At 75.0% G+C, this 9,098-nt stretch carries 1 protein-coding gene; it reads right to left on the reverse strand.

The features are described 5' to 3' along the window. On the reverse strand, nucleotides 1–8,708 hold an 8,708-nt coding region (locus ACZ38L_RS35660; protein WP_465701530.1), incomplete at its 3' end, for a type I polyketide synthase. Nucleotides 8,709–9,098: the final 390 nt, after the last annotated feature.

Genomic DNA, 9,098 nt, shown 5'->3' on the forward strand with positions numbered 1-9,098 from the left:
TGCAACGCGGCATCCAGCAGCGCCGGGTGCAGACCGAACAGACCCGCCTCCGACCGGCTCTCCTCCGGCAACACCACCTCGGCGAACAACTCACCGTCCCGACGCCAGGCCGCCCGCAGGCCCTGGAACACCGGACCATAACCGAACCCGGCCAGGGCGAAATCGGCGTACACCGACTCGACGGAGACCGGCTCCGCGCCGGCCGGCGGCCACTGCGCCAGCTCGAAGTCCGGCGCCCGCTCGCCCTCCGCCAGCAGACCGGCCGCATGCCGCGTCCACGGTTCTCCCCCAGCCTGGAGGCTGGGGGGTGCCCCCACGGCGAGCGCGTCCTCCGCCCGGGAGAACACCGACAGCTGGCGCCGGCCGGCCTCGTCGGGCGCGCCCACCGAAACCTGCACCTGGACGCCGCCGCGCTCGGGCAGGACGAGCGGCGCCTCCAGCGTCAGCTCCTCCAGCAGCCCGCAGCCGACCTGGTCGCCGGCCCGGATCGCCAGCTCGACGAAGGCCGTACCCGGCAGCAGCACGGTCTCGGCCACCGCGTGGTCCGCCAGCCACGGGTGGGTGTCCACCGCCAGTCGCGCGGTGAAGAGCAGGCCGTCGGCGTCGGCCAGGCCCACAAAGGCACCCAGCAGCGGGTGCTCGGCCAGGTCGAGGCCGAGCTGCGCGGCTGCCGCCTCGCCCACCAGGATCGGCGGCGCCTCCAGCCAGTAGCGCTCGTGCTGGAAGGCGTAGGTGGGCAGGTCGACGCGCCGGGCACCGAGCCCGGCGAAGACCGCCTCCCAGTCCAGCCTGCCACCCCGTACGAAGAGCTGAGCCAGAGCGGCGGTGAAGGTCTCCGCCTCCACCCGGTCACGGCGCAGCACCGGTACGAACACCGCGTCCTCGGTCACGCACTCCTGGCCGAGCGCGGACAGCGTCCCGTCCGGACCCAACTCCAGGAAGGTGCGGACACCTCGCCCCTCCAGGGTCGCGACGGCGTCGCGGAAGCGCACGGCCTCGCGGACGTGGCGCACCCAGTAGTCGGGGGTGGTGAGGTCGGCCTCCTGGTCCAGCGTCGAGACGATCGGGATCCGCGGCGCGTGGAAGGTCAGACCCGCCACGACCGTGCGGAACTCCTCCAACATCGGCTCCATCAACGGCGAGTGGAACGCATGGCTCACCGTGAGCCGCCGGGTCTTGCGACCCTGCTCGGCCAGCTTGCCCGCGACCTCCAGCACGGCCGCCTCGGCGCCCGAAAGCACCACCGAGGACGGCCCGTTGACCGCCGCGAGACCCAACTCGGCCTCCCGACCGGCCAGCAGCGGCAGCACCTCGTCCTCGGCCGCCTGCACGGCCACCATCGCACCACCGGCCGGCAGTTGCTGCATCAGCCGACCACGCGCCGCCACCAGGGTCGCGGCATCGCCCAGCGAGAGCACACCCGCGACGTGCGCGGCGGCCAGCTCACCGATCGAGTGACCCGCCAGGAAGTCCGGGCGGACGCCCCAGGACTCGACGAGCCGGAACAGGGCCACCTCGACCGCGAACAGCGCCGGCTGGGTGTACGCCGTCTCGTCGATCCGCTCGCCCGCGAAGACGACATCCTTCAACGGCCGGTCCAGGCGCCGGTCCAGCTCCGCACAGACCGCGTCGAACGCCTCGGCGAACACCGGGAACGCCTCGTACAACTCCGCACCCATACCAGCCCGCTGGCTGCCCTGACCCGTGAACAGGAACGCCGTCCGGCCCGCCGACCCGGCCGTCCCCAGCACCGCGCGCGCCGCCGGTCCGCCGGCCGCCAGCGCGGCCAACTCCACGTCGAGCAGCTCGCGTTCGGCGACCGGCAGCAGAGCACGGTGCTCGAAGGCGCCACGCGTGGTGGCGAGTGACCAGCTGACGTCGAGCAACGAGGACTCGGGCCGCTCGCGCAGGTGTTCACGCAGCCGCTCGGCCTGCGCGCGCAGTGCCTCGGGGCTCTTGGCCGACAGCACCACGGGCAGCACGCGCGCGGGGGCCACCGGGTCCGGCTGGGTGGCCGCGGCGCCGCGCGCCGCGGGCGGCTCCTCGATGATGGTGTGCGCGTTGGTGCCGCTGATGCCGAAGGAGGAGACGCCGGCCCGGCGCGGGCGGCCGGTCTGCGGCCACTCGCGGGCCTCGGTCAGCAGCTCGACCGCGCCCTCGGTCCAGTCCACATGCGTGGACGGCTCGGTGACGTGCAGGGTCTTCGGCAGCACACCGTGCCGCATCGCCATGACGACCTTGATGATGCCGGCGACGCCGGCCGCGGCCTGGGTGTGCCCCAGGTTCGACTTGACCGAGCCGAGCCACAGCGGCCGGTCGGCCGCACGCTCCCGGCCGTAGGTGGCCAGCAGCGCCTGCGCCTCGATCGGGTCACCCAGGGTGGTACCGGTGCCGTGCGCCTCGACCAGGTCGATCTGGTCCGCGGTGAGCGCCGCCGAGGCCAGCGCCTGCTTGATCACGCGCTGCTGCGAGGGGCCGTTGGGGGCGGTCAGGCCGTTGCTGGCGCCGTCCTGGTTGATCGCCGAGCCGCGCACGATCGCCAGTACGGGGTGACCGTTGCGGCGGGCGTCCGACAGGCGCTCGATCAGCAGCATGCCGGCGCCCTCGGCCCAGCCGGTGCCGTCCGCGTCGTCGGAGAAGGACTTGCAGCGCCCGTCACGGGCCAGGCCGCGCTGGCGGCTGAAGTCGACGAAGGTGCTGGGGGCGGCCATCACGGTCGCACCACCGGCCAGCGCCAGCGAGCACTCGCCGGTGCGCAGCGCCTGGATCGCCCAGTGCAGGGCGACCAGCGAGGAGGAGCAGGCGGTGTCGACGGTGACCGCCGGGCCCTCCAGGCCGAGCACGTAGGAGACCCGGCCGGAGGCGATGCTGCCCGAGTTGCCGGTGCCGAGGTAGCCCTCGACGCCCGGCGGGATGGCGGGCAGGCGGGAGATGTAGTCGTGGTACATGATGCCGGCGAAGACGCCGGTCCGGCTGCCGCGCACGGTCTCCGGGTCGATGCCGGCGCGCTCGAAGGCCTCCCAGGAGGTCTCCAGCAGCAGGCGCTGCTGCGGGTCCATGGCCAGCGCCTCGCGCGGCGAGATGCCGAAGAAGGCCGGGTCGAACTCGCTGGCGTTGTGCAGGAAGCCGCCCTCGCTGGTGTACGAGGTGCCGGGGTGGTCCGGGTCCGGGTGGTAGAGGTTCTCCACGTCCCAGCCACGGTCGGTGGGGAACGACGAGATGCCGTCGGTGCCGGCGGCGATCATCCGCCACAGGTCCTCGGGCGAGCGCACGCCGCCCGGGTAGCGGCAGGCCATGCCGACGATGGCGATCGGATCGTCGGTGAGGGCCACCGCCGCGACGGGCGTGGCCTCGGCGGTGGCCTCGCCCAGACCCAGCGCCTCGGTGAAGAGGTAGCCGGCGAGCGCGGCGGGCGTCGGGTAGTCGAAGACCACGGTGGCCGGCAGCCGCACGCCGGCCGCGGTGTTCAGGCGGTTGCGCAGCTCGACCGAGGTGAGCGAGTCGAAGCCGGTCTCCCGGAAGGCCTTGGCCGGGTCGACGACGTGCGCGCCCGCGTGGCCGAGCACCTGGGCGACCTGGGAACGGACCAGTTCCAGCAGTTCGCGCTGCTGCTCCTCCTCGTCCAGCAGGAGCAGCCGCTTGACCAGCGAGGTGCCGGCGGCGGTGGTGCCGGCGGCGGCCAGCCGGCGGGCCGGGGTGCGGACCAGGCCGGTCAGGACGGCGGGCAGCTGGCCGGTGCGGGCCTGGCGGCGCAGGCCAGCCGCGTCCAGCCGGATCGGGACGAGGGTGGCGGCGGGCTGGCCGAGCGCGGCGTCGAAGAGGGCCAGGCCCAGCTCGGTGGTGAGGGGGGCGACGCCGCTGCGGGTCATCCGCTGCACGTCGGCCTCGTCCAGGGTGCCGGCCATGCCGCCCGCCCACAGGCCCCAGGCCAGCGAGGTGGCCGGCAGGCCGGCCGCGCGGCGGTGCTGGGCGAGGGCGTCGAGGTAGGCGTTGGCGGCGGCGTAGTTGCCCTGGCCGGCCGCGCCGAGGACGCCGGAGGCGGAGGAGAACAGCACGAAGGCGGCCAGCGCCTGGCCCTTCGTCAGCTCGTGCAGGTTGAGCGCGGCGTCCACCTTGGGTCGCAGCACGGTGTCGACCCGCTCGGGGGTGAGCGAGGAGATGATGCCGTCGTCCAGCACGCCGGCGGTGTGCACCACGGCGGTCAGCGGGTGCTCCAGCGAGCCGAGCAGTCCGGCGAGCGCCTCGCGGTCGGCCACGTCGCAGCTGGCGAGGGTCACCTCGGCGCCCAGCTCGCCGAGTTCGGCGGCGAGTTCGGCGGCACCGGGGGCCTCGGCGCCGCGGCGCGAGACCAGCAGCAGCCGGCGCGCACCGTACTCGGTGACCAGGTGGCGGGCGAACAGGCCACCGAGGGTGCCGGTGGCCCCGGTCAGCAGCACGGTGCCCTCGGGGTCCAGCGCCGGCGGGACGCCCTCAGCGCCCGCCCGCACCCGCGCCAGGCGTGGCGCGAGGGCCACACCGGCGCGCAGCGCGAGCTGCGGCTCCCCGCTGTCGACCGCCCGCGACAGGGCGCCCAGCGAACCGGCCTCCTCGTCCAGGTCCACCAGCACGATCCGGCCCGGATTCTCCGACTGCGCCGAACGCACCAGACCCCACACGGCAGCCGAGGCCAGGTCACGGACGTCCTCACCGTCACCGGCGGCCACCGCACCACGCGTCACCACGACCAACCGCGAATCCGCGAACGCCTCCTCGCCCAGCCACGTCTGCAGCAGCTCCAGCGCACGGTGCACGGCCTCGCGCACCTCCCGCGCGGAGTGCGAGGCACCGGTGCCGGCGCCGATCGGCAGGTAGAGCGTGCCGGGCGCGTGGTCGTCGCCGTCCAGGCGGGCGGCCAGGGCGGCCAGGTGCTGCGGGGTGTCGACGCCATGGCCGGCGGCCAGCAGCCCGGCGGCCAGGCCCAGCCGGTCGGTGCCGACCACGGTGTGCCGCTCGGCCGGGGTGCCGGCGCCGTCGGGCAGCGTGAGGGTGGTCCAGGCCGGGGCGAAGAGGGCGTCGGCGAGCGCGGCGGCACGGCTGTCCCCGCCGGTCAGCTGCTCGGGGGTGAGCGGCCGCAGGATCAGGCTCTCCACCGTGGAGACCAGCGTGCCGGCGCCGTCCACAGCGGCCAGCGACACCGCGTCGGGGCCCGCGGGGGCGATCCGCACCCGCAGGGCGGCGGCACCGACCGCGTGCAGCGTCACCCCGCTCCAGGAGAACGGCAGGCGGCCCTGGGCGGGCTGCTCGCTCTCGGCGGCCCCGGCGCCGTGCAGCGCGGTGGCGTGCAGGGCGGCGTCGAGCAGTGCCGGGTGCAGGCCGAAGCCGGCGGCGTCGGCGGCGCTCTCCTCGGGCAGGGCGACCTCGGCGAAGACCTCCTGGCCGCGCACCCAGGCCGCGCGCAGGCCGCGGAAGGTCGGGCCGTAGCCGAACTCGGCCTCGGTGAGGGCCTGGTAGAAGTCGGCCAGGTCGACCGGGTGGGCGTCGGCGGGCGGCCAGCTGGCCGCGTCGAAGCCGACCTCGGGTGCGGCGGCCGTGCTGCCGAGCAGGCCGTCGGCGTGCCGGGTCCACGGCTCGTCGTCGGCACCGTCCTCGGGACGGGAGTAGACGGTCAGCGGGCGCAGGCCCGCCGGGTCGGCCTGGCCGACCCACAACTGCACCTGGACGCCGCCCGCTTCGGGCAGCACCAGGGGTGCCTCCAGGGTCAGCTCCTCCAGCCGGTCGCAGCCGACGTGGTCGCCGGCGCGGATCGCCAGCTCGACGAAGGCGGTGCCGGGCAGCAGCACCGAGCCGGCCACCGCGTGGTCGGCCAGCCAGGGGTGGGTGGCGAGGGAGAGACGGCCGGAGAAGAAGAAGCCGTCGCTGTCGGCCAGCGCCACCGCGGCGCCCAGCAACGGGTGGTCGGCCGAGCCGAGACCGATCGCGCGGGCGTCGGCGGGCAGCGGGGCCGACCGGTCGATCCAGTAGGCCTCGTGCTGGAAGGCGTAGGTGGGCAGGTCGACCCGGCGGGCGCCGAGGCCGGCGAAGACCGCCGGCCAGTCCAGCCTGACGCCACGGGCGAAGAGCTGGGCGGCACCGGCGGTGAAGGTCTGCGCCTCCGGGCGGGCGGGGCGCAGCACCGGGGTGAAGGCGGCCTCGCGGGTGGCGCACTCCTGGGCCAGGGCGGTGAGGGTGCCGTCGGGGCCGAGCTCCAGGAAGGTGCGCGCGCCCTCGTTCTCCAGGGCCAGCACCGCGTCGTGGAAGCGGACGGCCTCCCGCACGTGCCGCACCCAGTAGTCCGGCGAGCACAGCTCCTCGGCGGTGGCGAGCCGGCCGGTGAGGGTGGAGACGATCGGGATGCGCGGCGCGGCGTAGGTCAGGCGCTCGGCGACCGCGCGGAAGGTTTCCAGCATGCCGTCCATCAGCGGCGAGTGGAACGCGTGGCTCACGGTGAGCCGCCGGGTCTTGCGGCCCTGGGCGGCCAGTTGCTCGGCCACCTCCAGGACGGCCTGCTCGGTGCCCGAGATCACCACGGAGGCGGGCCCGTTGACGGCGGCGATGCCGATCTCACCGGCCCGGCCGGCCAGCAGCGGCAGCACCTCCTCCTCGCTCGCCCGCACGGCCATCATCGCGCCGCCGGCGGGCAGTTGCTGCATCAGCCGGCCGCGCGCGGCGACCAGGGCGGCGGCGTGGCCGAGCGAGAGCACGCCGGAGACGTGGGCGGCGGCCAGCTCGCCGATCGAGTGACCGGCCAGCAGGTCGGGGCGCACGCCCCAGGACTCGACCAGGCGGAACAGCGCCACCTCGAGGGCGAACAGCGCGGGCTGGGTGTAGCCGGTCTGGTGGATCAGCTCGGGGTCGGCCACGGCCTGCTTGAGCGGCCGCTCCAGGTAGGGGTCCAGCCCGGCGCAGACCGCGTCGTAGGCCTGGGCGAACACCGGGAACGCGTCGTACAGTTCGGCACCCATGCCGAGGCGCTGACTGCCCTGCCCCGCCAGCAGGTAGGCCACCTTGCCGGCCGAACCGGTGGTGCCCTGCGGCACGTTGGCCTCGCCGCGCACCAACGCGGCGAGTGCCTCGCGCAGTTCGGCGCGGTCGGCACCGACCAGGACGGCGCGGTGCTCGAAGGCGGCGCGGGAGGTGGCCAGCGAGTAGGCGACGTCGGCGGCGGCCAGCTCGGGCTCGGCGTCCAGGTGCGCCAGCAGCCGCTCGGCCTGATCACCGAGCGCCTGCGCGGTGCGGCCCGACAGGACCCAGGGCACCACCGGGGTGCGCGGCGCGTTCGCGCTCCGCTCGGGCTCCTGCGCCGGGGCCGGTGCCTGCTCCAGGATGGCGTGCGCGTTCGTGCCGCTGAAGCCGAAGGAGGACACGCCGGCGCGGCGCGGCTCCTCGTGCTCGGGCCACTCCTGCTCGGTGGAGAGCAGCCGGACCGCGCCGGCGCTCCAGTCGACCACCGGCGAGGCCGCGTCGGCGTGCAGGGTGCGCGGCAGCCGCCCGTGCCGCATCGCCATCACCATCTTGATGACCCCGGCCACGCCGGCCGCTGCCTGGGTGTGGGCGATGTTGGACTTCACCGAGCCCAGCCACAGCGGGCGGTCCTCGGGGCGGTCCTGGCCGTAGGTGGCCAGCAGCGCCTGGGCCTCGATCGGGTCGCCCAGCGTGGTGCCGGTGCCGTGCGCCTCGACGACGTCGACCTGCTGGGCGGTCAGCCGGGCGTTCTCCAGCGCCTGCCGGATCACCCGCTGCTGCGCGGGGCCGCTCGGGGCGGTCAAGCCGTTGCTGGCGCCGTCCTGGTTGACGGCGGTGCCGCGCACGACGGCCAGCACCGGGTGGCCGTTGCGCTCCGCGTCGGAGAGGCGCTCCAGCAGCAGCATGCCGACGCCCTCACCCCAGCCGGTGCCGTCGGCCTCGGCGGAGAACGCCTTGCAGCGGCCGTCGGCGGCCAGGCCGCGCTGGCGGCTGAAGTCGACGAAGGCGTCGGGGGTGGACATGACGGTCACACCGCCGGCCAGGGCCAGCGTGGACTCGCCGCGCCGCAGCGACTGCACGGCCAGGTGCAGGGCGACCAGCGAGGAGGAGCAGGCGGTGTCGATGGTGAGCGCCGGGCCCTCCAGGCCCAGCGCGTAGGCGACCCGACCGGAGGCGATGCTGGCCGAGCTGCCGGTGCCCAGGAACGCCTCGACGCCCTCCGGCACGGCGTGCAGGCGGGCGGCGTAGTTGTGGTAGATGACACCGGCGAAGACGCCGGTCCGGCTGCCCCGCAGGGTAACCGGGTCGATGCCGGCGCGCTCGAAGGCCTCCCAGGAGGTCTCCAGCAGCAGCCGCTGCTGGGGGTCCATCGCCATCGCCTCACGCGGCGAGATGCCGAAGAACGCCGGGTCGAACTCGGTGGCCCCGTGCAGGAAGCCGCCCACGTTGACGTACGAGGTGCCCGGGTGGTCGGGGTCCGGGTGGTAGAGGTTCTCGACGTCCCAGCCACGGTTGACGGGGAACCCGTCGACGGCGTCCCGTCCCTCGCTGACCAGCTGCCACAGCTCCTCGGGCGAGCCGACGTCGCCGGGGAGGCGACAGGCCATGCCGACGATCGCGATGGGTTCGTGGTCGGTGCTCTCCACCTCCTGGAGGCGCTGGCGGGTCTGCGCCAGGTCGGCGGTCACCCACTTGAGGTAGTCACGAAGCGTCTCTTCATTCGCCATCTAATTGCCCACCTCTTCAACGCATCCAGTCGGCTCACGTCGCGCTTCGACGGATCTCACCGACAGGAATTCGCAGCAATGACCCCGACGGCATGCAGCGGCCACCGACCGGAGTCCTCGGCGACCTCAGGCGACGGGAGCTTCGCCCAGGTCGCCTATCGCATTTCGCTATCCGAGATGATGGGTGGCGTTCCGACTGACCCTCAACCCCTATCCGGCCCCTAGGAGCTGGGGCGACCCGGCCGCCCCCACCCGCCGGACGAGCCCTGTGAGCAGGCCGTCGACCGCCCCCCGGGACCGGGGGGGGGGGGGGGGGGGGGGGGGGGGGGGGGGGGGGGGGGGGGGGGGGGGGGGGGGGGGGGGGGGGGGGGGGGGGGGGGGGGGGGGGAC

The sequence above is a fragment of the Kitasatospora sp. NPDC024654 genome (genome assembly GCF_055559155.1).